Source organism: Natranaerovirga pectinivora (assembly GCF_004342165.1).
Taxonomy (GTDB): domain Bacteria; phylum Bacillota; class Clostridia; order Lachnospirales; family DSM-24629; genus Natranaerovirga; species Natranaerovirga pectinivora.
In genome coordinates, this window is sequence record NZ_SMAL01000002.1 from 59,989 (window position 1) to 85,928 (window position 25,940).

Annotated in this window: 23 protein-coding genes and 1 other annotated feature; of the genes, 10 read left to right on the forward strand and 13 right to left on the reverse strand. The window is 32.4% G+C overall.

Going from position 1 to position 25,940, the window contains the following annotated elements; all coding sequences use genetic code 11:
* The first annotated feature begins 75 nt into the window (after nt 1-75).
* Nucleotides 76-2,040 carry a serine hydrolase domain-containing protein gene (locus EDC18_RS02840; protein ID WP_132250098.1) on the forward strand — a complete coding sequence of 655 codons (1,965 nt, stop codon included), beginning with the start codon at nt 76-78 and terminating at the stop codon, nt 2,038-2,040.
* A gap of 127 nt (nt 2,041-2,167) precedes the next feature.
* On the opposite strand, the gene EDC18_RS02845 is transcribed toward EDC18_RS02840, so the two are convergent.
* Nucleotides 2,168-2,872: a polysaccharide deacetylase family protein gene (locus EDC18_RS02845; RefSeq protein ID WP_132250100.1), complete on the reverse strand. Its 705-nt coding sequence runs from the start codon at nt 2,870-2,872 to the stop codon at nt 2,168-2,170.
* A complete protein-coding gene (locus EDC18_RS02850; protein ID WP_132250102.1) occupies nt 2,869-3,243 on the reverse strand; it encodes a hypothetical protein in 375 nt (124 codons plus the stop codon). Before EDC18_RS02850 ends, EDC18_RS02845 begins: the two co-directional genes overlap by 4 nt.
* 292 nt (nt 3,244-3,535) lie before the next feature.
* On the opposite strand from EDC18_RS02850, the gene EDC18_RS02855 reads away from it, so the two are divergent.
* The gene (locus EDC18_RS02855) at nt 3,536-4,666 is read left to right on the forward strand and encodes a hypothetical protein (RefSeq protein WP_165878454.1); all 1,131 of its coding nucleotides are present in this window, start codon (nt 3,536-3,538) and stop codon (nt 4,664-4,666) included.
* A 14-nt stretch (nt 4,667-4,680) separates the two neighbouring features.
* Nucleotides 4,681-6,738 (forward strand): glycoside hydrolase family 65 protein, encoded by a 2,058-nt coding sequence (locus EDC18_RS02860; RefSeq protein ID WP_132250106.1) that lies wholly within the window; start codon nt 4,681-4,683, stop codon nt 6,736-6,738.
* A 165-nt stretch (nt 6,739-6,903) separates the two neighbouring features.
* On the opposite strand, the gene EDC18_RS02865 is transcribed toward EDC18_RS02860, so the two are convergent.
* Nucleotides 6,904-7,785: a LysR family transcriptional regulator gene (locus tag EDC18_RS02865; RefSeq protein ID WP_132250108.1), complete on the reverse strand. Its 882-nt coding sequence runs from the start codon at nt 7,783-7,785 to the stop codon at nt 6,904-6,906.
* 345 nt (nt 7,786-8,130) lie between these two features.
* Here EDC18_RS02865 and EDC18_RS02870 point away from each other — a divergent pair, with 345 nt between their 5' ends.
* Together EDC18_RS02870 and EDC18_RS02875 are read left to right on the forward strand one after the other, a co-directional pair.
* Nucleotides 8,131-9,417, forward strand: a complete 1,287-nt coding sequence (locus EDC18_RS02870; RefSeq protein WP_132250110.1) for a 3-isopropylmalate dehydratase large subunit — start codon at nt 8,131-8,133, stop codon at nt 9,415-9,417.
* A gap of 15 nt (nt 9,418-9,432) precedes the next feature.
* Nucleotides 9,433-9,957, forward strand: a complete 525-nt coding sequence (locus tag EDC18_RS02875) for a 3-isopropylmalate dehydratase small subunit (protein ID WP_132250112.1) — start codon at nt 9,433-9,435, stop codon at nt 9,955-9,957.
* 87 nt (nt 9,958-10,044) lie between these two features.
* Here the strand turns inward: EDC18_RS02875 and EDC18_RS02880 are convergent, their stop codons facing one another.
* From EDC18_RS02880 to EDC18_RS02920, 9 genes are all read right to left on the reverse strand, one after another.
* The gene (locus EDC18_RS02880; protein ID WP_132250114.1) at nt 10,045-10,269 is read right to left on the reverse strand and encodes a hypothetical protein; all 225 of its coding nucleotides are present in this window, start codon (nt 10,267-10,269) and stop codon (nt 10,045-10,047) included.
* A 150-nt stretch (nt 10,270-10,419) separates the two neighbouring features.
* Nucleotides 10,420-11,523, reverse strand: coding sequence for an ABC transporter permease family protein (locus tag EDC18_RS02885; RefSeq protein ID WP_132250116.1), 1,104 nt, complete (start codon nt 11,521-11,523; stop codon nt 10,420-10,422).
* Nucleotides 11,520-12,197, reverse strand: coding sequence for an ABC transporter ATP-binding protein (locus EDC18_RS02890; RefSeq protein ID WP_132250118.1), 678 nt, complete (start codon nt 12,195-12,197; stop codon nt 11,520-11,522). Before EDC18_RS02890 ends, EDC18_RS02885 begins: the two co-directional genes overlap by 4 nt.
* Nucleotides 12,198-12,214: 17 nt before the next feature.
* Nucleotides 12,215-13,399, reverse strand: coding sequence for an FtsX-like permease family protein (locus EDC18_RS02895; protein WP_132250119.1), 1,185 nt, complete (start codon nt 13,397-13,399; stop codon nt 12,215-12,217).
* A gap of 192 nt (nt 13,400-13,591) precedes the next feature.
* A complete protein-coding gene (locus EDC18_RS02900) occupies nt 13,592-14,239 on the reverse strand; it encodes a response regulator transcription factor (RefSeq protein WP_132250121.1) in 648 nt (215 codons plus the stop codon).
* Nucleotides 14,239-15,486, reverse strand: a complete 1,248-nt coding sequence (locus tag EDC18_RS02905) for a sensor histidine kinase (RefSeq protein ID WP_132250123.1) — start codon at nt 15,484-15,486, stop codon at nt 14,239-14,241. The genes EDC18_RS02900 and EDC18_RS02905 overlap by 1 nt, the downstream gene beginning before the upstream one ends.
* A gap of 249 nt (nt 15,487-15,735) precedes the next feature.
* Complete coding sequence (locus EDC18_RS02910) at nt 15,736-16,902, reverse strand: ABC transporter permease (protein WP_132250125.1); 1,167 nt, start codon at nt 16,900-16,902, stop codon at nt 15,736-15,738.
* Nucleotides 16,889-18,004, reverse strand: coding sequence for an ABC transporter permease (locus EDC18_RS02915; protein WP_132250127.1), 1,116 nt, complete (start codon nt 18,002-18,004; stop codon nt 16,889-16,891). Before EDC18_RS02915 ends, EDC18_RS02910 begins: the two co-directional genes overlap by 14 nt.
* 11 nt (nt 18,005-18,015) lie before the next feature.
* A complete protein-coding gene (locus EDC18_RS02920; protein WP_132250840.1) occupies nt 18,016-18,945 on the reverse strand; it encodes an ABC transporter ATP-binding protein in 930 nt (309 codons plus the stop codon).
* 171 nt (nt 18,946-19,116) lie between these two features.
* On the opposite strand from EDC18_RS02920, the gene EDC18_RS14725 reads away from it, so the two are divergent.
* From EDC18_RS14725 to tyrS, 5 genes are all read left to right on the forward strand, one after another.
* Nucleotides 19,117-20,181, forward strand: coding sequence for a sensor histidine kinase (locus EDC18_RS14725; RefSeq protein WP_243115046.1), 1,065 nt, complete (start codon nt 19,117-19,119; stop codon nt 20,179-20,181).
* Between the two features lie 67 nt (nt 20,182-20,248).
* On the forward strand, nt 20,249-20,875 hold the full coding sequence (locus EDC18_RS02930; protein WP_132250129.1) for a response regulator transcription factor: 627 nt from the start codon (nt 20,249-20,251) through the stop codon (nt 20,873-20,875).
* Between the two features lie 101 nt (nt 20,876-20,976).
* Nucleotides 20,977-22,137: an ABC transporter permease gene (locus tag EDC18_RS02935; RefSeq protein WP_132250131.1), complete on the forward strand. Its 1,161-nt coding sequence runs from the start codon at nt 20,977-20,979 to the stop codon at nt 22,135-22,137.
* Nucleotides 22,130-22,834, forward strand: a complete 705-nt coding sequence (locus EDC18_RS02940; protein WP_132250133.1) for an ABC transporter ATP-binding protein — start codon at nt 22,130-22,132, stop codon at nt 22,832-22,834. The genes EDC18_RS02935 and EDC18_RS02940 overlap by 8 nt, the downstream gene beginning before the upstream one ends.
* Nucleotides 22,835-22,911: 77 nt before the next feature.
* Nucleotides 22,912-23,169: a binding site (T-box leader), on the forward strand.
* Nucleotides 23,170-23,271: 102 nt separating this feature from the next.
* The gene (tyrS, locus tag EDC18_RS02945; RefSeq protein ID WP_132250135.1) at nt 23,272-24,483 is read left to right on the forward strand and encodes a tyrosine--tRNA ligase; all 1,212 of its coding nucleotides are present in this window, start codon (nt 23,272-23,274) and stop codon (nt 24,481-24,483) included.
* A 52-nt stretch (nt 24,484-24,535) separates the two neighbouring features.
* Here tyrS and EDC18_RS02950 read toward each other — a convergent pair whose 3' ends face one another.
* Nucleotides 24,536-25,891, reverse strand: coding sequence for an alanine/glycine:cation symporter family protein (locus EDC18_RS02950; RefSeq protein ID WP_132250137.1), 1,356 nt, complete (start codon nt 25,889-25,891; stop codon nt 24,536-24,538).
* Nucleotides 25,892-25,940: the final 49 nt, after the last annotated feature.

Here is a 25,940-nt window from a genome sequence, read left to right on the forward strand (position 1 = left end):
CTGATGTAACTTGTTATTCAGTGTATTCTGAATTAGAATTAAGCTATAGAATGAGAAGTGAAAGGGAGATATAAAATGGATAAGTTAAAAAGATTGGTATGTTGTGTTTTAATTATTAGTTGTATGTTGCTTCAAGATATAAATTTGAAAACCGTTTCAGCTTCTAGTACATCATTAGGGGCAATGGATGTAGAGGTGTTTTTAGATACCCTTATAGGTCAGAAGATGACAGAGTTTAATATACCTAATTTAACAGTTTCAGTTGTTTATGATGGAGAAATCCTTTTGGCTAAAGGGTATGGCTATTCAGATTATGATACAAAAGAACCTGTAGATACTGAAAAGACTCTTTTTAGAATTGGGTCTACGTCAAAGTTACTCACTTGGACAGCTATTATGCAACTTGTAGAGCAGGGAAAACTGGATTTAGACAGGGATGTAAATGAATATTTAGATTTTGAGATCCCCAATAGAATTGAATACAAAGGAAATAAAGGAGAAGCAGAGCCCATTACGCTTAGACATTTAATGTCCCATACACCAGGTTTTGAAGATTATATGACAGATGTTTTTTCCCTTTCAGAAGAGAATTTAATTCCTCTAGCTAGGTATGTACGTGAAGAAAGACCTGCAAGAGTTTTTAATCCGGGAGAAGTTAGTGCTTACTCTAATTATGGCACATCATTAGCGGGTTATATTGTCCAGGTCGTGTCAGGGGTTCCTTTTGCACAATATATTGAGGAAAATATATATGCCCCTTTAGGGATGAAAAACAGTACCTTCCGACAGCCAGTACCTAATGATTTGCAGGATAATCTGTCTAAGGCATATCGTTATGTGAATGGTGAATTTAGAGAAGGTAAGTTCGAGTTTGTATCTGAACCAGCAGGAAGTATGAGTAGTAGTGGACTAGATATGGCTAAATTTATGCTCGCATATCTTCAGGGCGGACAATACGAAGAGGCCAGCATTCTAAAAGAGGAAACTGTTCAGAAAATGTTTGCTGAGCAATATACCCATCATCCCCTCTTAGACGGTATGGCTCATGGATTTATTAAAGCTACTTTTAATGGGAGACACACATTCCACCATCCAGGCGGAACTATGCTCTATGATACAGGTCTTTATTTGATACCTGATGAGCAAGTAGGCTTTTTTATATCTCATAGTGGAGGAAATCCACTTGTGAACATAGAAATATTTCAGGGGTTTCTAGATCGCTATTTTCCATCAGAAGAAATAATTGCACTTGAACCAACTGAAGCTATGGGTAAAAGGTCTAGTGAATTTGTAGGCGAGTATTACCAAAACAGAAGGTCATTTACTACAGTGGATGCATTCTTAAGTCTAATGATAGGTTTAATTAGAGTTGAAACGGATAATGAGGGATACTTATTAGTTACTCATTTAGGAGAAAGCAATAGATTCATAGAAGTAGAGCCAGGCGTTTATCATAATTTGAGAGAAGGGGGAAGTCACGATTATGGTGGTGGCTTTAGAACCATTGTGTTTGGAACAGATTCAATGGGAAAAACCATGCTTATGACGGATGGCCCCATGAGTTACTCAAAGGCTGAGTGGTATGAGACCAGTGGATTAACCTTTTTACTCCTTATTTCATCTGTCCTATTTATCGTTGGTAGTTTGCTATATTGGGGAATAAAGGCTCTTATTATTAAAATACGCAAAAAGGAAGTTGAACAATTAGTAAAAACGAAAGGTTCAATACTAGCTATGAGAGTAGCAGCTTTACAAAGTGTACTCACCTTTGTTTTTCTAGTTACATTTATTTTAGAAGGTGAAATCAATCCTGTATATGGGTTACCAACGCCAGCGTATACACAGCCTTCTCTATTAAGTTCATTAATAGATGTAATTGTTTCATACTCTATAGTTTTAGTGACAGGAGTAATGGTATATTTTTCCCTAGCTTCATGGATTAAAGGTTACTGGAAGTTAGTGACTAGAATGCATTATACTTTCTTTGCAATGTTTTCCGTAATTTTAACGTGGATATTCTATTTTTGGAATGTAATTTAGATGGATTATTATATAGCAAAAATCATATATCAATAATTTATCTACAGTCTAAACACACTCTTCTACAGAGTGTGTTTTTTGATGCATAGCATATCAGGATGAAGTTAATTATTCATGAAAGGTTAAACTAAGGATAATCAATAATATATTCAAAATGAATATAGTGAGAATCCTTTGTTAAAGATTCAAAGGTATATTCTTTTTCTATTAGATAATCTATAATTTCAGGTAAAGCTTCTACTGTAGTCGTTTTAGGCCAACTATCGTGAAATAAAATATTAACATTTCTTTTATTTCCTATACCATTAAGAACAGAACTTAAAATTTCCTCCTTTGATACTGTTACTGCTAAAGCATCCCTTGAATCTAGACTCCAATCAAAGTATTGATAGCCTCTATTTTCTATATATTCAATGGTATCCAACATAATAGACTGTGGTCCATATCTTTTATGTACAGTGTTGTTGGATCCCCCTGGAAATCTAAAAATATCCATCGTGACCCCCGTGGTATCATAAATCAATGCCTCAAGAGATTCAACATTTTGAATAAAGGAATCTAAACTTGTATAATTAATACTATAATTGTGATTATATGTATGATTTCCAATAGCATGACCTTCGTCTACAATGCGATTGTAAATTTCTTTGCCAAAGGCTGTATCATTGCCGTTCACAAAAAAAGTTGCCTTGATATTATGCCCCTTTTGGTTATAAGCCATTAAGGTATCTAGGATGCGAACCGTATTAACACTGGGTCCGTCATCAAAGGTAAGAAAAACAACTTTTTCTTCAGTTGTATTTCCAACTCTCGGGGTCTTTCTAGTACCTATGGATGCTTTTTTCTTAAGGTGTAATTATCCTCCATAAGCAGAGTGTTTTTATGTAGGATTTCTTCCATACTTAGTTTTAACTCCACTATATATTGTTCTAAATGTATGGTTTGTTCTTGAAGGTTTTCATAGACATCATTTAGTATTTGATTTACTTCTTGAAGTGTCTCATAGTTAGCACTTAACATTTGATTTTCTTCTTTTATTTCCAGATAATTGGAAAAGAGATTTTCGTATTTTACTTGTTGGCTGGTATATATAAAAACATTATATCCAAAGATAAATAACAAATAAATAAAGATTACTAAAAAAGAAGAGAAAGTAACATAAAGCCTGTTATTTGATAGAATCATTTCTCGATATTTTTTCATAATACTAATCCACCCATACATTATTTTTACTATAATAATATTAAAAGAATAGAGCATGTATTACTCAAATTGGATAAATTAAATGTAGGACCTTTAATCGGGGCATCTGCTAAAATAGTTAGGTGCTTTTTATCAGGGTAAGATAAGTAGAAACAGTTATAATATAAGTTATCAGGGAGTAAAATGGTTTATCCAAAACTGTATTTATTGTAATAATATGGAAAGTGTTCTATAATTAAAATTAATTAACTCATTAGAATCCAATATAAATCATTAAGGAGTGTGACGCGTTTTGGAACAGGAAAAAAGATATATAATAAATCCATTTAAGATTGACATAGCCCCCATGAAAAGGTTATTACTGGTGAATTTCGAAAAAGACCCGGATATGATTTATATAGGGTTTGAGCCCCAAGTATTCGAGGATAATATCCATGGAAAAGGTCATTTGGTCATTGGATGGAGGCAGGATGGCAAGGTAGATATCTATCATCAACCAAGCCTAAAACTTGATCCAGAAAAATATGATATTGTGGGTAAAGGACTAGCTAATATGGTTGAAAGTGAATTGCTGGGAGCTTCTTATGAAGTAAATGACTGTGGGGTTCAAGCATATTATGAATTTAAAGATATCAACAGTAGAAATATAATAATAAAAATCAAAGAGAATAATCCCAAAAAAAGAAAGCCCTTTGGATTACTTGCCCCTATGGGTGATGCAGCAGAAAACCCTTCTGCAATGCCTTTAGTACTCTTACATGATTTTTATTTTGTTCGAAAAAAACATACTGAAATTGAAATAAATATAAATGGTAAATTACATAAATCTGATGAATTGCCTTTACCCATTGATGGTACAAATATGCTTTTTTCCCGTTACAGCCCAAAACCACTAATAGCAACTCTTAACCCTGCTATTGATGATGAAGTAAAACCTTTAGAAGTAAAATCCAAACAAAATCAGATCAAATGTGGGGAATATGATTTTGAATTAGAATGGATTAATGATCAACCTACTATAAAGGGTATTACCAGGAATAATACAATCTATCCAATTACATTATTGTTCAAAGAAGCCTTTCCAAGTATCCAAGCTTTAGAAAACAATACTATTCTAAAGGGAAGCTTTGAAATTGAAGGCCACCCATCCACAGGAAGAATAGGTGGACACTATACCCTTGAGAAAAAGAATGACATAGTAAAAATCATAATGATTCCCTCAAAGGGATGGGCGCCAAAGTCTACAAAATTCTCCCTTCTCTTTATTTACACTGCAGCTAAAATCTTTAAAAAGTGGCCAAAGACATATGAATGGACTGCACATATTCAAGAGAGAGAAAAAAAAGCTTATTATATGCAATCAGGATGGAAAAGAATCAATAGATACACACCAACTACCAATAGAGACGTGGAGAAGGGATAAAGGTGGGAGAAAAAATGCAGATAGATAGAAAGAAGCTCATATTAAAACATAACCCAAAGTTACAAAAAGTGGTATTTCAATCCCCTCTTACAGTGGGTAATGGAAGTATAGCTTTTACAGCTGATGTAACAGGGATGCAGTCCCTTTATGAAGAACAAAAAAATGCAGATGTTCCATTATTAACCATGAGCGATTGGGGATGGCACACAACTTTGGCTGAGGGCAGTAAGAAAAAATTTACCTTAGATGATTTAGTAATGACTGAGTATGATTGTAATGGAAGAACCTTTCGCTATGGTGTTGAAATGAAACCAGGCAATGAAATGGTTTATAATTGGCTTAGGAAAAATCCACACAGATATAATTTGGCTCGAATTGGACTTTTATATAAAGGAAAAGAGATAACATCTGAGCAGTTAAGTGGTATACAACAAGAACTAGATTTATATAGTGGGATATTATATAGTACCTTTATTATAGATAATACAAAGGTAGAAGTGACAACTCTTGTCCATCAAGAAAGAGATACCCTTGGCTTTCGTATCAACTCTGAAGCTTGTGAAGATGGAAGACTGACAATATTAATGGATTTACCTTATGGCTCTCATAATATTACTGGCTCCATATGGGATGCACAGGAAAAGCACACCACAGATGTATTAAAAAACAAGGATAATGTTTTATATCTTCATCATCAGCTAGACGAAGACGAGTGTTATATATTTCTACAAGGGGATAGTATTATTGCCTTTGAACAAGTAGCTTCACATACTTTCACAGGCAAAAGTGAAAGTTCTACTATTCAGTTTACCCTTTCCTTTTCACTTGAAGAAATAAAAAAGGGATGTCATTTTGAAGAATGTTTCAATACAAGTAAAGAGAGATGGAAACGATTTTGGGAAGAGGGTGGCATCATATCTTTTGAAGGATCTAAGGATTCAAGGGCGGATGAACTGGAAAGAAGAATAATTCTATCTCTTTATTTAAGTGCTATTAATTCCTGTACAACTATGCCGCCACAAGAAACTGGGCTAACAGTAAATAGCTGGTATGGCAAGTCCCATTTAGAAATGTATTTATGGCATCTAGCATACCTTCCTTTATGGGGTAGAACTTCTCTTTTAAAAAGAAGTTTAGGGTGGTATAAAACAATTTTAGAAAATGCCAAGGAAAATGCAGCAAGAAATGGATATAAAGGTGCAAAGTGGCCCAAAATGGTTGGTCCAGAAGGCATTGATTGTCCTTCTACAATTGCTACATTACTGGTCTGGCAGCAACCTCACATTATATATATACTGGAATTAGCTTATCTATGTGGAGAAGAAAAAAGTTTTTTAGAGGAATATTGGGAAATGGTAAAAGAAACTGCCCAATATATGGTAGACTTTGCTGTATATAACAAGGAAACAATGGCGTATGACCTTGTTGGGCCACTGATTCCTGCCCAAGAATGTCATAAACCAGAGGATACCAAAAACCCAACATTTGAAATAGAATATTGGAGATTTGGGTTATGGATTGCTGAAAAGTGGGCAGAACGTCTGAATAAAACAACACCTCAAAAATGGAAAGAAGTAGCTCAAAATATGGCCAAACCAACGGTAAAAGAGGGTGTCTATTTAGCACATGAAAATTGTCCTAAAACATATGAACAATATGCAGAAGACCATCCTTCTATGGTAGCTGCATTAGGTCTTTTACCGGGAGATAGAATTGATCCGAAAATCATGGAAAATACGTTGGAAAAGATATACGATGTATGGCAATTTAAATCCATGTGGGGATGGGATTTTGCTATGATGGCAATGACCGAAACAAGACTAGGAAATCCTGAGAAGGCATTAAATATTTTATTATATGAAACAGAAAAAAATGCTTATGTTGAAAGTGGTAACAATATGCAGGTTTCAAGAAGTGATTTACCCCTGTATTTGCCGGGAAATGGCTCTTTATTACTTGCAATACCAATCATGGCGGCTGGATATTCAGGAAGTAATATGAAGCACCCTGGTTTTCCGAAAAATGAAACTTGGCAGATTCAATATGAAGGTATTTTTCCATTCCCTTACTAACTTATAACATCCCTTTCTTTGGTGGCATACGATCCTAAATACTCATTACCTTTATTTAATATTAGGAAAAAGATATATTGATTAGGCTAAATGCTTTAGGGCAGCAAGGATGGGAGTTAGTGGATGGAGGTAATACCTTTATCTTTGGTTGGGGGGAGTGCTTTATTAAGGTATTTCATTTTTTATATGTTCAATAAAAGAGTTAGCTGCTAGAGTTAATGGAATGTTTTTTTGTACAACTATTCCGATTTTTCTAGGAGGCGGCGTAGGTGAAATTGGTATTTCATATAAGGTTCCTTTTGCCAGTTCTGGAGCAACAAATTCTTTTATTACTGAAGCTACACCAAGTCCAATTTTAGCAAATTCAATTAAAAAATCCATACTACTTATTTCAATTTTTGGTGTTAGATGTAAAGAATTGTTTTCTACAAATTCATCTATATATTTTCTGGTTAGGTTTTTCTTTTCAAGCATCATCAAATGAAGGTTATTCAATGTTTCTATAGAAAGTTTTTTTCTAACTAGATTTTGATCGTTTGTGACAAAAATATCATGTATTTTCATTAGTTCGATAAAAGTAATATTGTCTTGGGTATTTGGTATGCTAATAATACCAAAATCTATTATGCCTTGTTGAAGAAGTTTTAAAGTATCAGGAGAAGATCGGTTAATAACTTGTATCTTGATTTCAGGATAACTTTTGTGAAAAGATTTTAAGTGAGGCATAAAAAAATATTGACATAAGGTATTACTTATTCCGATCTTAACTAATCCTTCTTTCAAGTTATTTATTTTATTAATAATCTTTTCACCCGTTATTAAATGATCAAAAGCTTTTTCAACATAATCATATAATATCTTCCCTTCAGAGGTAAGAGATACGCCTTTGGAACTTCTAATAAAAAGCGTGCAACCTGTTAACTCTTCTAATTTTTTTATTGATTTACTAACAGCTGGTTGACTAATATATAACTCTTTAGCAGCTTCTGAAATATTTCCATGCTTTGTAACAATATAAAACACTTTATAAAGCTCAGTTTGTAGCATTTAATCCAATCCTTTCAACGAAGCTTGGATCTCTTAAAAAGTAAGAGGCATAAGCTAAGTAATGTACAAGTCATATAACTTGTGGTTATGTTAAGTATAATTAATATGTATTTAACTTATATATTATTATAGCATATAATAAGGATATGTTTAAATTAATTTAGTTAAACAATCAATGATACATATTGGGAAATTTAGCTTTATATTTGTAGTTTACAAGACATTAGTGAGATGTAAAATTAATAAAATCATAAAATGACTTTGAAATTTTATTACTAGAGTATATAATATAAAATATATCCAAATTTAATTTAAAAATTTCGAGTAGAAAAGAAGGAGAACAAGATGGGTAAAACAATAGCTGAAAAAATATTTGATGAACACAGAGTAGACATGCCATTTCCTGATACGCATGTTCTAAGATTAGACAGGGTTTTCTGTCATGAAATTACAACACCAATTGCTATAACAGACCTTATGTCAAGAGGATTGGATAGAGTTTTTGATCCAACAAAAATTAAAGCGGTTATAGATCACGTAACCCCTGCTAAGGATTCAAAAACAGCAGAGCAAGGGAAAATTCTACGTGATTGGGCTAAAAGAAATAATATTAAGGACTTTTTTGATATTGGAAGAAATGGTGTCTGTCATGCTATTTTTCCTGAAAAAGGATTTGTAAGACCAGGTTATACAATAATTATGGGTGATTCACACACATGTACTCATGGCGCTTTTGGTGCATTTGCTGCAGGCGTTGGAACAACAGATCTTGAAGTAGGAATACTTAAAGGTGTATGTGCATTCCACCATCCAAAAACAATAAAAATCGAACTAAATGGGTCATTAAAACCAGGTGTTTATGCAAAAGACCTTATTCTATTTATTATTAAAGAGCTAACTGTAAATGGTGCTACTAACATGGTTATAGAGTTTACAGGTGAAGTTGTTGATGGTATGTCAATGGAATCACGTATGACATTATGTAACATGGCTATAGAAGCTGGCGGTACTTGTGGTGTATGTTATCCTGACATGACAACAGTTGAATACTTATGGGACTTTATTAAAGATGAATTTGATTCCAAAGAAGAGGCTTTAAAAGAGTACTCTAAATGGGTTTCTGATGAAGATGCTTCTTATGAAAAAGTATATACATATGATGTTTCTGAATTAGAGCCAATGGTTACTTTTGGGTTTAAGCCTGACCAAGTAAAATCAGTAAATGAGATGGAAGGCACAGACATTCACCAAGTTTATATAGGAAGTTGTACAAATGGTCGTATTGAAGATTTAAGAATTGCAGCAAGCATTCTTAAAGGTAAAAAAATTAGTGATGATGTACGTGGAATTGTAAGTCCTGCAACGCCAGCTATTTATTCATTGGCTCTAAAAGAAGGCATTATAGAGATTTTCCAAGATGCTGGTTTCTGTGTGACAAACCCAACATGTGGTGCTTGTCTTGGGATGAGTAATGGTGTTTTAGCTGAAGGTGAAGCTTGTGCAGCGACAACAAACCGTAATTTTAATGGTAGGATGGGTAAAGGTGGTACCGTTCACCTTATGAGTCCTGCAACTGCTGCAAGTTCAGCAATTGAAGGAAAAATAAAAAATTCACAAATATTTAAAGCATAGATAGTGGAGGGCAAAATGAAAGAATTCAAAGGAAAAGTTTTATTTTTAGATAGAAGTGATATTAATACCGATGAAATCATTCCTGCAAAATATCTTACGGAAATTACAAAAGAGGCATTAAAACCGTATTTATTGGAAGATTTAACCCTAGAGGGTTTTAATGTTGGGGAAGATATTAAGGACAAAGCAGTCGTTATAACAAGAGAAAATTTTGGTTGTGGTTCAAGTAGGGAACATGCGCCATGGGCGTTAGAAGTTAATGGCATCAATGTGGTTATTGCAGAGAACTTTGCTAGGATATTTAGACAAAATATGTATAATTGCGGTATGTTTGCAATAGAATTATCAAAAGATAAGATAGACTATCTTTTCGAAAATTACGCAGGAAAAGACACAGAAATAGAAATCGATGTGGATAACGATAAGATTATTGTAACGGCCCAAGATCAATCAGAAACAATTGACTTTAAAGTTGGCGAATTTGACAAGGTACTTGTTAAAGAAGGCGGCTGGGTTGGTTACGCTGATAAGAATTACTAATTTGTAATCAAAAATGAAGTTATTGTAAAATTAACACCTGTAAAGCCATTATGTTTTACAGGTGTTTTAGTTGTACGTAAGAGGAAGCTAGTAAAGATTATGGTGAATATGACATGATGGAAATGGGTGGATATCCTGTATCTGGTTAAAGGCATAATGTTTAGTTGCAAATTGAGAGTGGTATAAATACTCTAACAAGTATATTTCATTGTTATAAGCGTCGCAAAGTATACCTGAAGTACCTGTACCATCAATAAAAGAAACACCTACTGGTTGATCCATTAAATGATGAAGTTCCTGCTGCCAATGCATAGATGAGCACCTCCTTAGTAGCAGTTTATTCCTTCTAAGAAAAAACTGTTACCTATATCATCTCAAACATTTTTAAGGAGAATTACTAATATGAACATTTATAAAATAATGATAAAATCGGAGTTGTTCATAAGGGAAAAATAGAAAAAATTATGTTGCCATCTTAAGTTTTGAGATTGTACGAAGTCTTAAAAGTATACAAATACCTAAGATAACAATATTACTTATTACTGTTGCAGATAGGGCAATAGGTGCATAGTATCTCAACCGTAACCCATCAGGTTCAAATATAAAAAAATTAAGAAAAAATATGGTTGTAATGCATATTGCAATACATAATAAAATACCCATTCCATTCATTAGAAGGATCTCACCAATAACTTTTTTTCTAATGGTGCTCTTGGGAATACCTAATGAATGATAAAGCTCAAATTCTGATATCCGTCGATCATACAAGCCCACAAATGCAGCATTAGTAGTAATTATAAATACAATAGATAATAAAAGGATACTTGCTATAAAAAATATATCATTAATTTGAAAATTCGTTTTTGCATTTTTTAGCAACTCTTCATAATCTATAATTTGTAGTTTATCATATTTATTTTTTATGCTTAGAATAAATTGCTTATATTCCTGTTCAGGATATATTGGATTTGGTAAGATCAAAATACTTGCAGAGTCCGTTGAATCTGATGTAATAAAATAGCTTATAAATGCATCTACATCCATAAGTGGACCAACCTCATAGTAGTCACCACCGTAATAGGCATTAATAAATTCATTATCAGAGCTTATAGTATCTCCTATAGTGACCTTTAATGCATTTCCTTGTTTTTTTGATACTATAATCATATTATCTTTTGGAATGAATGCTTGATCTACATAATTCATATAGGAATTAAATCTACTAAAATCTTCCTTTGTAAAAGTATATGCGGTATTCTTATTTAAAAACCCTAGCATTGTTCTGTGGGCAACATAATTAAAGCCTATTTGAAAATATTCAATTGAATTATTATTTTTTACTTCTTCTAAGAATGCTCTGTATTGCTGCCCATTTTCATCTCTATAAGAAGCATTCACCGTTACGAAGGAGGATTGATGATCAATAACTGCAATTGTTTCAGTTTTAATATTGTCAAGATATACCCCTCCTAGATAACAAAGGGCCAATAATCCTATAATAATGATAATACGTATGGTTCTTTTACTATTGTTTTTTACATAATAGAAAGAAGAGAAGGGTTTCAAAGGAATATGCCTCCTTTTCTAACATTACTAACATTTCCGTCCCACATTTCAATAACCATATCAACATCTTTTAATATGGTTCTATCATGGGTAATGACTAGTACCAAGTGTTCCTTAGCATAACTTTTAAGATAATCCATAACCATATAGGCAGTTTCATGGTCTAAGGAGGCTGTTGGTTCATCTGCGAATAAAACTTTTGGAGAATTCATTAATGCTCTTGCTATAGCACATCTCTGCCTTTGGCCACCAGATAACTGCTTTGGTTTTTTTCTAATATCACTAGCTTTAATACCCAGTTGATTCAATATTTCTGAACCCTTTTCTTTTGAGCCGTCTTCTTTATTAGCTGCTACAATAACATTATCTAGGGCAGTCATATATCCAATTAAGAAATGCCTCTGAAAAACAAAGCCGAATTCTTGTCTTCTGATTAGCTCCATTTCTTTATTACTTAGTGTAGCAAAGTCTTTTCTTTGGTAACTTATACTTCCACTTGTGGGAACTTTTAAAGTAGACAAGCAGTACATAAAAGAGGATTTCCCACTACCTGATGGTCCAATTAATCCAATCAACCCAGTATCTGGCAATGATAGTGATACATTATTTACTGCGCAAACCTTTTCTGTTTTATCCATATCATATATTAAGGATAAATTCTTTATTTCAAACATAAAATCCCTCCCAAATTCTAAAAATCATCATCTAAACCATCAATTGTTTTGATTTCTTGCATTCCGCTTATTACAGGTATGTGCAGGATTCCTGCTAAAAACAATAACGCTGCAATAATCTGTCCAAATACCTCAGGCATCCAAAAGCGATAAACGATTCCACGACTGTCCATAAAGAGCCCACCCACATTAATAAGGAAAAAACAGAGGACAATTGCAAGCAATATAGCAGTTACAAGACAAAATATAAATTCTTTTGCTGCTAACAAATAAATGTCTCTTTGTGAAAAGCCTAAGGAGCGATATAAACACCATTCTTCGTATCGGTCTTGGACATGTAGTTGATACACGAGAAATAAAGTCCCAGCGATAATTAAGGTAGTAATTAAAGATACCAATCGAAGTACGGGATCTAAATCTCCAAAATGCTTATTGACTTCTTGTTTTCCACCTTCCATATCCCAAAGGATACGAATAGCATCATCGTTATTGAAATAGGATGCAGAATAACCTAAGTTATAAAAATAATCTTGTAGATTGAGTAGATAACCATCATTTAAAAATAAAAGATTTCTTTTTATAAACCCTTCATCAAAATGAATGCCTACTGCAAAATAAAAATCGGATTTAACAATTCCTGATATCTTTGTGTTGTCATTATTTATGCTGTCCCCAATTTTTAAATTCCAATTGGCGGCCATTCTTTCATCCACTATAATTTCTCCAGGCTCTTTTGGCATTGCACCCTCTTTTAGGGTAATATTCAAATAATCACAAATGGTGTTAACTTGTTCTTTTTCTACTAGAGGAATATAATAACTGGCACTTGATATTAAAGTATGAATATTAATATGGTAGCTAGAAAAAGGAATAACATAATCAATGTGTTCATTTAACGCTAATTGTTCACCAAATTCTTTGACGCCTCTATTTACCTCGGTTATCCTTTCAAGAACAGTTGAGGTAGAGTCTGTATCCCATAGGGAAATATCCATACTCAATATGTCGTTCCGATTAATGAATACCCCCTGCATGTGATTTGATTTGCCCAATACAATATTCTCAAGAGTATATTTCATGGGATTAACAAAAAAACGCAATCCATATATTAAAGTTATAAAAATAGCGAAACTAATAATTAAAATCATTGCTCTTTTTTTATTATTTTTCAGATAAGTCATTGGTTTTAATGTTTTCTTCATCTTATCAATTAGCCCCCTAAATAAAAATTATTGTTAATAGTCTATCATTAAGTTTTTTTGTCAACAAGTGACTGAAGTCATACTTTATATTAGCATAATACAGTTAGTTTCACTTATAAGAATAATAAAAAGTAGCCTAATCCCTTAGACTACTGAACTGTTAATGACCTCATTGTATTAAAGTTTTTCAATTTAATTTTTATTAAGACATTCTCGTAATTTCACAACTAAAGTGGCTCTATCACGAATCTCTAGTTTATCATAAATTGAAGAAATATAATTTTTAACGGTGCCTTGGGAAATATATAATTGAGTAGCTATTGCACTATTTGTATTTCCCTCAGATAGAAGTGTACATACTTCCATTTCCCTTTTGGTTAATTGGGAGAAGTTGAGGGAGTGCTCCTGTTTCACTTCCTTTTTAGATAGCATCATCTTTGCCAATTGATTCATAACCTTATTATCTAAGATGCTTTGACCTGTAAGGATATGTTTTACCCCATCTATAATATTCTCAGGATTACTGTCTTTTAATAAATAGCCATCAGCACCTTTTTTAATCGCTTCAGTAATATAATGATCATCATAAAATGTCGTAAGAACCATGATTTTTAAATTAGGATAGCTTTTCTTTATATAAGGAATAGCATCAATGCCACCCATTCCCTTCATATTAAGGTCAAGTAAGATAACATCTGTTTTCATATGTTTTAATTGTTCTAATGCATCTTTTCCATCTGTTGCTTTTCCTACCACACTCATTTTACCTTGATAAGTTAAGATGAGTTCCAGATTATCCATTAATTCTGTATCATCATCAACTAATAATACTTTAATCATTATTCCCACCTCTTTTCTGAAGAAATTATAGGTAATTCCATGGTTATTTGGAATCCTTCCTGAAAATCTAATTTTGTATTACCACCACACCGAGTTATATAATTTTGAATCTTTTTTAATCCATATCCATTTTCTAAACGGATTTGTTGTTCTTCTAGTGGAAATTGATTAAAAATAGTTCCATTATCCTTTACAATGAGTTTAACATGACGTGAATCATATATCATCTCAACGTAGAATCTGGTCGCATTGCCATGTCTTACGCCATTGGTCAATGCCTCGGATAAAGAAGAGTGTAAAAACTCACAATGGCGGTTATTAATGTAAACATCTTCAAGAGCATCATAAAATTTATATACAATTTGTATCTCAGTATCTAACATAAATTGTTCGCAAGTAATTTTTAGCATATTAGATAATTCTTTTATGGATAGTTCATTAATTTCTTTATCTAGTATTCGTACCGCTTGTCTTATTTCATTTAAACTTTTATGCATTCGATCTTCTGCAACTGATATTTTCTCTTTAGCTAGGCTTGGATTCATATCATATATGACTTTTGTAGCATTTAATGCCATTATGGCAGAAGTTATGGTATGGCCTACGGCATTATGCATATTTCGAGCAATATTTTCTCTTTCTTCATACCTAGCGTTTTCTTCTACAAGATATACTTTTTCAGTTAATTCTTTACTTATATTTTTAGCAAGCAATTCGTTTAGAACACTTTGCTTTACACTTTTTAATATTTGAGTTTCTTTGATTTCATATAAGCATACAAGTTTCTCTATGTAATACAATACAAGACATAAAAATAATAATAAAAAAGTATAAGATACTGTTTTTATATCAAGCGCACTTGTTAAAGTAAAAAATATAGAATAGGATAAATAACAAACTGATGGAAGAAAAATACGTATTTTTTTAATCCATTGATAGGATGGGCTAACCAATATGTATATAAACATTGCATTATACCAATCTTCAAGGATCAAAAAGGTCAGAATGCCAATCACTATCTCGGTAAAAAGAAATATGCTATTAAGAACCCATTCTTTTTTATCTTCTTTAATAGAATCTCCATCAGTGAGTAACTCATGGCTACAACAGAGGATTAACATAACACCTATTAGTGTAAATATCATGGTGGATTGGTTAATATTAAAGATAATACTTAGAAAACCGAAAATTAAAATCATATTAATTTTAGAAAACAAGTATATTCGATGCCATTGTTTTATTATCATAAATGGAATACCTCTAGATTATCTTTTTATTACTATACAGTAGCATAGGTAATTTGATTTTTCAATACAATTACTACCATCCGAAAGATTCATATAAAATAAAAAATTTCTTATAAAAAGCAGTTCGTATAGACGAACTGCTTTTTTATAAAATGTTTTTATATAGACAGACTTTCTATAAAGTAAAAAGTTGATTTATAGCACAGCATTTATCTAACAAAATTAGAAAAAAGAGTGATGCGCATATTACTAATGAGTTTGACGTCTTTGTTTAATAATCACTAATGCAATAGCTAACAGTGCAATAGCAAAAGCCAATTGAACAAGAATACCATAAACAATAGGTTGAAGTGAAGACTGTGTCATACTAGTAAGTTCTCCAATAGCATCATTAACTCGAATATACCAGAATATTGGATTAAAGACGCCAATGATTTTTAATTGATCACTTAAAAGTGCTTGTGGTACAAAGGAACCACCTAAAAAGGACAATCCAAGAGATAAGCAATTTCCTATAGGATCAATTGAATTTTTTGTTGCAAATGTAGATACTAAGAAGCTTATGCTTAAACAAATTACTGTTAAAACAAATGAGTTAATAAGAAATAAAAACGATCCAGTTTGATTAAGAGTGCCTTTGTTTATAACAAAAGCTAAAACGGCAAAGACAAACCAAACAATAAAAGCGATTAACAAATTGCTAAAAATCAGTTGAAAATTATAATTTTTACTGCTTAAAGGTGCACAATAATTACGCATTTTAAGTTCTTTATTATTAAATATTAGCATTATGCGCCCAACCATAGAGATTAGCATAGCGATTAATATATAAGATAAAAAGTTGAAATAAGCGTTAAGGTGTGAAAGGCCATTGCCATTATTATTTTCTATATTTAGGAAGGATACATTTACTTCTGTAGAAATATCTGCAGCAACTCTTGTATTGATTTCTTCAACAGGCATTTCAGGATAAGCTGAGATGTAAAGTCTTGCAGTATTCAAGTAACTATCAATAATGGTTTGTGCGTATGCGGAACTAATTGAATCAGGAACAGACATTGTATTAATTTTAATATGGTCAGAGGAAGTAAATTTATCTTGAAAACCTTCAGGAATAATAACAATAAATTCTGTTTGGCGGAAAAATAGTGCATCTTTAATACTTTCTTCATCTCTATTTATTTCTATTGGTCTGGCAATACTATTCATATAGTTTTCTAGCCCGTTAGCAAGGGGCGAGTGATCATCATTAATAACAGAAACTCTAACCTTTGAAAGTTCAAAAGCATTTTCAGTTTGATTCAATCCACTCCTCGAGAAAAATGTTGCAAGACCAACAAAAATGATTGTATAGATTAAGAAAACGCCTAAGAATTTTCTAGGTACAATTTTATAAAAAACTTTAAATACTTGCATATTTTTGCCTCCTTAAAATCAGGATAGTAATAGTGCAGAAGATTATTCCTAGTAAACCTAACAAGGAAAGGTTAAGGTAATATCTTTCAAAAGTATCATAATAGTAAAGTGCATAAAGACCATCAGTAATTAAACTTGCAGGATTTATATAAGCAATAATAGGTGCTTTTTCCTGAACGATATATTTAATTTGTAAAACCATTAAGCCGGATAAAAAGCACATAACCATGGTTATATTAGACACTAACATATCCTTAACTTCTGCTTTAAACTTTGTAACTGAACCAAACAGAGCACCAAACATGGTACCTGTAAAACACCCCACTAAACAAATGATAATGATATGAAGGATTCTATCACCAAAGTCTACTTTTAAAACTTGGGTTATATAGGTGAGAGCAATCAATGCGGACATAAACTGAAAACTAATGGTAGCAGAAATCAGTGATAAAAAAGCTTTAAGTTTAGGTGTTGGGGCAACATTTATTCTAGCAGCTAGTGATGTTTGATTTGCTTGAGTTATGCCCACAGCATAACATCCTGCAATAGAGGAGAACAAGCAAGTCATAGCTAATAAAGCAAAATAGTATATCACAAGCATATTCATTGAATTATTTACAGGAATCTCTTCCGTAAACCCTTCCTCAAACTGAAGATTTTCTAAAAAGCCCATATAGATAATTTGAGGGTTTCCTTCAATAATATTATAAATAGTAGCTGAAATTTGAGCATAGTTGTCTAAAAATACTTTTGTAATAGATTGATAAATCCCGGAAGAAAAAATTATTAGTTCTAGCTCATCTGTGTTTTTTAAATACCCTGTAATTTCTTTTTCATATAGAAGTTCTTTTGCTTCATCTTCTGTTGTGTAGGATATAATAAAAAGATTACTTTCTTTCATTGCTTCTTCTAGACCCTCAGGCATTTCATAATCAGTGGTTATTGCAATCTTTACCTGATGAAAATTTTCATTAGACATAAGATTTTCAAATGCCAGGTTAAAAAATGTAGCTAAAATAAGAGGGAAGAAAAGCATCCAGAATAAGGCCATTTTATCCTTTATTAAGGATTTTAAACTATATTTAAAAATGTGAAATGACATAGTATCCCTCCTTAATCTCTTAGTTCTTTCCCTGTTATTTCAAGGAACACATCGTTTAGAGTTGGCAATTCAGAATAAATTTTACCGTAACTAATATCATTTTCAGCAATAAAAGTCATTATATTAACAAGGTTACTTGCGCCATTATTTTGTTTAATGGTTAAGATATTTTCCCTTAGTTCAACATCAATAACATTAGGTATTTGACGGATTTTATCTAAATGTTTTTCATTTATGTTAAAGGTTTCTACAACAATTTTTTCTCCAAGTGAAATCATCCCCTTAACCTCTTCCTTAGTACCTGTTGCAATGACTTTTCCCTTATCTAAAATAGCTAGCCTAGAGCAAAGTTGTTCAATTTCTTCCATATAATGGGAAGTATAAATAATCGTTGCGCCTTCTGCATTTAATTTTTTTATACCTTCTAGAATGTTATTTCTACTTTGAGGATCAACTGCAACCGTTGGTTCGTCTAGAATGATTAACTTTGGATTGTGAGCAATTCCACAGGCAATGTTAAGCCTTCTTAGAAGACCACCACTTAATTTTTTAGGCTGAAATTTTACAAAGTCTTTTAATGCTACAAATTCTATGGCACGTTCAACTAACTCTTTGCGTTTTTTCTTGTCAGTAACATAAAGACCACAGAAATAATCAATATTCTCGTAGACATTGAGCTCTTCAAAAACAGCTACATTTTGCATAACGATACCAATGTCTTTTTTTATATCATAGGCAGATGGCGTCATTTCTTTACCAAAGATTTCAATAGATCCTTTATCAAATTTTAATAGGGATAGTAGGCAATTTATAGCTGTTGTCTTTCCAGAACCATTTGGGCCTAGAAGACCAAAAATTTCACCTTCTTTTATTTCAATATTCAAATGATCAAGAGCGATTAAATCGCCATATCTTTTAACTAAATTCTCAATTTTAACTATCATATTATCGTCCCCTTTCTTTATAATCCTATTGTATTAGAAATCTCTAGTAAAAGGCAGTGTTAGATGTAATAAGTTTAATATGACAATTGTCATATAGGATATATCATTATCTTGATAATAGTCTTTGATGTGCTATAATAAAGTTAAAAATAGCAATTGGAGGTTAACATGAGCAATATTTTAAATAAGATAATTATTTTTGCTGGTGCGTCTGGTATGCTTTTGTTTGAATATTCACCTTACCAAGGGATTATTGCCATGGCAGTAGCCATTGCTATTAGTGGGCTAATAGAATATTTTAGTGACGAGGCATTCGCTAAAATAGCTTTTATTGGCTATTTAATCTGTGCAGTATTCTATCCCCAGTTTGTATTTTTTTTGCCTTTGATAAGTTATGATTTATTACATACAAAAATTCAAATGTTAATATTCATAGGTTTAATACCATATATATTACACATTAATAAGTTTTCTTCAGGAAGCTATGGGGTGTTAATCCTTATCTGTACTATTGTTTATTTTTTAAAAGTACGTGCGCTAAAAGAAAATAAACTTAGAGAGGATTATATTACTCAAAGAGATTACTTAACAGAAATTTCATTATCTCTTGAAGAAAAAATAAATGAGCTTGTTATTAAACAAGATATAGACGTGAATCTTGCTACCTTAAACGAAAGAAATAGGATTGCACGAGAAATACATGATAATGTTGGGCACCTTCTTTCAAGTTCCATATTACAAATCGGAGCTATTATGGCTGTAAGTAAAGATGAGAACACGGTAAAAAGCCTTGGGGTGGTTAAGAACACTTTGGATGAAGGTATGAACTCCATAAGGAAAAGTGTTCATGACCTTCATGATCATTCCATTGACCTATACGGGGAGATTCAAAAGATACTTAAAAACTTTACTTTTTGTAAAGTAAAACTAAACTATGAAATACATGGAGAAATGCCAGCCAAGGCAAAGTACGCTATTATAGCCATTATTAAGGAGGCATTATCAAATGTGATAAAACATTCTAATGGAGATTTTGTTTCCATAGGCCTTTATGAGCATCCAAAACTTTTCCAGCTTATAATATATGATAATGGAAAGAAAAAAGGAGAAATAGAGAGTTTTAAAGGAATGGGACTTGAGAGCATAAAGCAGAGAGTGGCATCACTAAATGGGATTATCAATTTTGATCAATCTAAAGGATTTAAAATATTCATATCTTTTATGAAACCATGATTATACATAGAATATTAATGTAATATATTTACATAAAAATTCCTTTAAAAGGGTAGGGTGGATAAATGTGAAAATTATAATTGTAGACGACGATAGTCTTGTTTCATTATCATTAAAAACAATTATTGAAGCTAATGAAGGGTTTGAAGTACTAGCAATAGCCAACAGTGGAGAAGAGGCCGTAAGGCTCTATAAAGAGCATCAACCGGATATTATTTTAATGGATATAAGAATGGGTGAAATGAGTGGATTAGAAGCGGGTGAAGAAATTTTAAAGAGATTTACAAAAGCAAAAATTCTTTTTCTGACCACTTTTGCAGATGATGAATACATTATTAAAGCTTTAAAGATAGGTGCAAAAGGATACATTTTAAAACAACATTACAATTGTATCATACCAGCACTTAATGCTGTTTATTCTGGACAGAATGTTTTTGGAGAGGAAATTATCAATAAGCTACCCGCTGTTATGTCTAATCAAGGAAAGAAAGAGGACTACCAAAGCTATGGGATTTTAGATAAAGAATTTGAAATCATTACATGGGTTTCCAAAGGTCTCTCAAACAAGGAAATAGCACAGGAACTGTATTTAGGAGAGGGAACAGTAAGGAATTACATAAGTGGGATTTTGGAGAAACTGGGCTTAAGAGATCGAACCCAACTTGCTATTTTTTATTTTAATCATTTGATTTAGGTTGGTTAAAGTATAGTGGTATGATAATAATTATTGATTAATAATAATTATTGACTTATAATAAAGTTAAAGTCTACCATTATAGCAAAGGGGAAGTTGGTATGAGATTAGCTTTTAGAATTGCTTTAAGATTTCTTACATCTAATAAAGGTCAAACAATATTAATAGCGTTAGGGATTGGTATTGGTATTTCAGTACAAATTTTCATTGGATCCTTAATTCAAGGGTTGCAGATTAGTTTAGTGGATGCCACCATAGGCCAAGCATCTCATATCACAATTCAATCATCTGTGAAGAATGAACCAATAGTAGATTATATTGATATTGAGAATAAAACTATGCAAGGATATGAAGGAATCACCGCTATTTCACCAACCCTTACAAGGGGGGCGTTTTTGCTTTTTGATAATGAATTTGAACAGGTTCTTTTTCGTGGATTTGAAATGAATAAAGCCAATACAATTTATCGTTTCGATAAGGCTTTAGTTGAAGGACGCTTTCCCAAGGCTAATGAAGTTATGCTAGGTGAGTTATTAGCGAAAGAGAATAAAATTAATGTATTTGATACAATAGAAATTTTAACACCAGATGGTTTGCTCACTGAAGTGGTGGTATCAGGGCTTTTTGATTTGAAGGTTGCTGCTATTAATAATAGCTGGGTTGTCGGAGAACTTGACTTAGCACGAGAAATATTTGAATATGAAGATGATGCAGTATCAGCCCTTGAAATGCAAATAAAAGAACCTTTTAATGCAACAGAAGCAACAGAGAAGATAAGTCAAGCCATAAATAATAAATCAATAGCTTTAAGTAACTGGAAAGAGGCCAATGAACAGCTTTTGAGTGGTCTTAATGGACAAAGTACTTCTAGCCTTATGATTCAAGTGTTTGTTGTTATTTCTGTGGTTCTTGGTATTGCAAGTGTATTGGCTATTACAGTATTACAAAAATCTAAGCAAATTGGAATATTAAAGGCAATGGGTATTAATGATAAAAACGCAAGCTTGGTTTTTATATTTCAAGGTCTAATGCTAGGCATGGTAGGCGGGATAGTAGGAATTTTATTAGGTCTTGTGTTACTATGGTCCTTTAGTACATTTGCTTTAAATGCAGATGGCACACCTGTTGTACCAATCTTTATTAACATTAGGTTTATAGGATTATCAGGTTTTATTGCTATCTCAGCATCCACAGTTGCTTCTGTCTTACCCGCATTAAAATCTAAAAAGCTTTCTCCAATTGAGGTGATACGCAATGGATAAAATAATAGAGCTTAATAATATTACTAAAGTATATGGTAAACAAATTAAAACTCAAGTTCTTTTTGATTTAGATTTACAAATTATATCAGGCACATTTAATAGCATTATAGGTCAATCAGGGAGTGGTAAAAGTACGCTCTTAAATATTATGGGTACCCTAGATAAGGCAACAAGTGGCAAAGTTTTTATCAATGGTGAAAGAACGGATGAAATGGATATTAATCATTTGGCCACACTAAGAAATGAAACCATTGGATTCATATTTCAGTTTCATTACTTATTGCCTGAATTCACAGCACTTGAAAATGTTTTAATGCCACACTATATCAAATATGGTAAGGTAGATAAACGATTAGAAGCAAGAGCCCATGAACTTATTGATTTAGTTGGTTTGACCAAAGTAAAGAATAACCTTTCAGGTAATATGTCTGGTGGGCAGCAACAAAGAGCTGCAATTGCCAGATCTTTAATCAATACCCCAAAACTTATTCTAGCTGATGAGCCAACAGGCAACTTAGATTCAGATACCAGTGAAGTGATTTATGATTTGCTTAGAAAAATAAACAAAGAATTTAAAACTACATTTGTCATCATCACCCATGATAGAAGAATAGCTGAAAAAACCGATCGTATTATTGAAATAAAAGATGGCCGAATTCATAGCGACTTCTCAAGAAAAGCTATTGACATCTCATAAGTAATTGAATATAATACTATTAATTTAATATCTGCATAACGAAGATTTGTGGTTAGTCCTCATTTCGGAGTATAAGAATAAAAGCTGTGATAAGAATTAGTAGCAGTCAGGATGCCAAACAGAAAGTTACCGGTTGATGAGAGGTGCGTGGATAATGGTTGTGAATACATCTTTGAGCTTTGCACCGAACGGTTTTTCTAAGTAGGCTGCAACGGGAATCAGCATCCGTTATCGTGCTAGGGTATCTCACCTTATGGTGATGTACTTAATAAGGTAAGTAATGTGAGTTGCTTATAAATTAAGGTGGTAACATGAGAAGACATCTCGTCCTTTTGGAAACAAAAGGGCGAGTTTTTTTATGCCTACTTTTTATTTTTTTCGGCTTTTCTTATAGACCTTGCAAATATTGAAAATTATATTTCAAGGAGATGTTAAATATGTTAAAACCAGAAGAACAATTACGAATTATCCTAAAAGGGGTACACACCCTAGTAAGTGAAGAAGAGTTGCTTACAAAATTAAAAAAATCATTTGATACAAATGAACCACTAACAATAAAACTAGGACTTGACCCATCAGCACCAGATATTCATTTAGGTCATGCCGTTGTTCTGCGAAAGATGAAGCAGATGCAGGATTTAGGGCACCGAGTGATAATTATTATTGGTGATTTTACAGGCAAAATTGGAGATCCAACTGGAAAGGCTAAAGGTAGAGTTGCCCTTACAGATGAACAAGTAAAGGAAAATGCAAAAACCTATTGTGAGCAGATTTTCAAAGTATTAGATAAAGAAAAGACAGAAGTGAGATCTAATAGTGAATGGTTGTCAAAGCTTAACTTTGAAGATGTTATTAGACTTGCTGCAACCACTACTGTTGCTAGAATTTTAGAAAGAGATGACTTTCAAAAAAGATATCAAAATCAAACACCAATAGGGATTCATGAATTTTTCTATCCGCTAATGCAGGCTTATGACTCAATTGAACTTAAAGCAGATATTGAGTTAGGGGGAACGGATCAAACATTTAATATACTGATGGGTAGAACCCTTCAAAAAACATTAGATCAAGAACAACAAATTGCTATGTTTATGCCTATTCTTGAAGGATTAGATGGTGTTGAAAAGATGAGTAAAAGTCTTGGTAATTATATTGGGGTTAGTGAACCAGCGGAAGTGATGTTTAAAAAAGTTATGGAAGTTCCGGATGAACTAATTATTAAATATTTTGAGCTTACTACCGATGAGCATCCAGATGTTATTGAGAAAATAAAAGAAGAATTAAAAGACGGTGTAAACCCTAGAGATGTCAAATTGCGTCTAGCAAAAATTATAACTTCTCTTTACCATACACCTGAAGATGTAGAAAAAGCAATTGCATATTTTGAGGTAGCCTTTGGTAAAAAAGAAATTCCAGATGAGATACCAGAGCTTTTAATAGAGATAGATAAAGATACTATTGCCGATATAATTTTACAATTAATTGAGATGGATTATGTTAAAAGTAAAAGTGAATTTATCCGATTGGTTAAGCAAAATGGTGTTCAGTTAAATGGGGAGAAGTTAGTAATAGATGATTTAGATAAAGTGATAATCTGTAATGATGTTATGAAAATAGGGAAGAAAAGGTTTGTAAAATTTATAAAGTAATCTAAAAAAACTCCTTGCTGGGAATAATCCAGTAAGGAGTTTTTTAAAGATATTATAGTTCTTTATTCTTTAACTTTTCATCATAATCTTTGAAGATATTAACTACAACAGATGTCAACCCTAACAGGGCTATTAAGTTAGGAATTACCATAAGACCATTAAATGTATCCGCTAGTTCCCAAACAATTTCTACCTGCATCGCAGTTCCTATAACAACAAACAATAAAACTAGAATTCTATAAGGTGTAATGCCTTTTTTACCAAAAATAAATTTAATATTTGATTCTCCAAAGTAATACCAACTAATAATGGTAGATAATGCAAAGAAGAATAAACATATGGCCACAAAGGTACTACCAAATCCACCAAAACCACTTGTAAAAGCTTCTTGAGTTAATGATGCCCCTGTTAATCCTGTAGAAAAGGAACCTGTTGTTATAATAACAAGAGCAGTTAATGTACAAATAACACCTGTATCAATAATTACACCCATAATAGCAACTAAGCCTTGTTGACCTGGGTGTTTTACTTTTGCAATAGCATGGGCATGAGGTGTAGAACCCATACCAGCTTCATTAGAGAAAAGACCTCTAGCAATACCATAACGGAAAGCTTCTTTTACAGAAGCACCTATAAGACCTCCAGTAGCAGCCATAGGATTAAATGCACCATGGAAAATCATTTTAAAAGCAGGTAAAATTTCAACATAATTACTTAAAATAATTACTAAACCACCTATAATGTATAGTCCAGCCATAAATGGAACAATCTTTGCAGTAAAGGAGGCAATTCTACTAATTCCCCCAATAATGATTAGACCAACAATAGCAGCTACAACAAGACCAGTAACTAATTTAGGAACATTAAAAGCTGTGTATACTGCATCAGAGATAGAGTTAGATTGAACCATATTGCCCATAAACCCAAGAGCTAAGACAATAGAAACAGCAAAAAAGCTTGCTAAGAATTTGCTGCCAAGGCCCTTTTTAATATAATAAGCTGGACCACCAGTTATTTCACCATCCACTTTTTCTGTATGTACTTTGGCTAATACTGCTTCAGCAAAAATAGTTCCCATACCTAAGAAACCACTTACCCACATCCAAAAAATAGCACCGGGGCCTCCAGCGGCAATAGCTGTAGCTACACCTGCTAAGTTTCCAGTACCTACCTGAGCTGCAATAGCTGTTGTTAGGGCTTGGAATGAGGATATACCATCTTCATCAGGTTTATCTGATTTCTTAAAAACACCTCCGAAAGTTTCCTTCCAAATGTATTTGATTTTTCTTACTTGTATAAATCGTAATTTGAGAGTAAATAGAATACCTGTACCTACTAAGAAAAATAGCATAACAGGACCCCATAAAAAACTATTAATTTTTGCAATGATCTCCATTAAAAAATCCATGTGTTACCTCCAATTGATTTGAGTTATTTGTTTAAAAAACTTTTGTATA